The organism is Cognatundibacterium luofuense, from assembly GCF_018139685.1.
In the GTDB taxonomy this organism is placed as follows: Bacteria; Pseudomonadota; Gammaproteobacteria; order Burkholderiales; family Burkholderiaceae_D; genus Undibacterium; species Undibacterium luofuense.
In genome coordinates this window covers 1-435 of the sequence record NZ_JAGSPN010000170.1, presented here as the reverse complement: position 1 = coordinate 435, position 435 = coordinate 1, and the positions used below count along the sequence as shown (strand labels likewise).

The 435-nt window shown below is 58.9% G+C and carries 2 protein-coding genes; both read left to right on the top strand.

Annotation, left to right across the window (positions count from 1 at the left end; translation table 11 throughout):
• On the top strand, window positions 1-208 hold a 208-nt coding region (locus tag KDM89_RS19875), incomplete at its 5' end, for an Lrp/AsnC ligand binding domain-containing protein (protein ID WP_212689616.1).
• Between the two features lie 2 nt (window positions 209-210).
• Window positions 211-435: LysR family transcriptional regulator (locus tag KDM89_RS19870; protein ID WP_212689615.1), on the top strand; the 225-nt coding region annotated here is incomplete at its 3' end.

Here is a 435-nt window from a genome sequence, read left to right as displayed (position 1 = left end):
ATCGGTGCCGCACATCGCGGCCCAGGTGCCGGAAGTGGTGGAATGTCATGCCATTACCGGTGAGGATTGTGTGATCGTCAAAGTGGTGGCACCGTCAGTCCGTGAACTGGAGCGTGTAATCGCATCGCTGGCGCGCGGCGGTGTGACCTCGACATCGCTGATTCTGTCATCGTCGATAGAACGGCGCGCCATCAAACCCGTGGAGTAGCGATGGAACTGCGCCAGTTACGCTATTTTGTTGCGATTGTGGATCATGGCTCGCTGTCCCGTGCGGCGCGCGTGCTGCATATCGTGCAGCCGGCGCTGACGCAGCAAATCCAGGCGCTGGAAGAAGAATTGGGTGCCATGCTGCTGCACCGCTCGGCACAGGGTATGCAGGCGACCGATGCCGGTAAGCTGTTTTACGAACATGCTCAGGCTATTCTGAAACAGGTC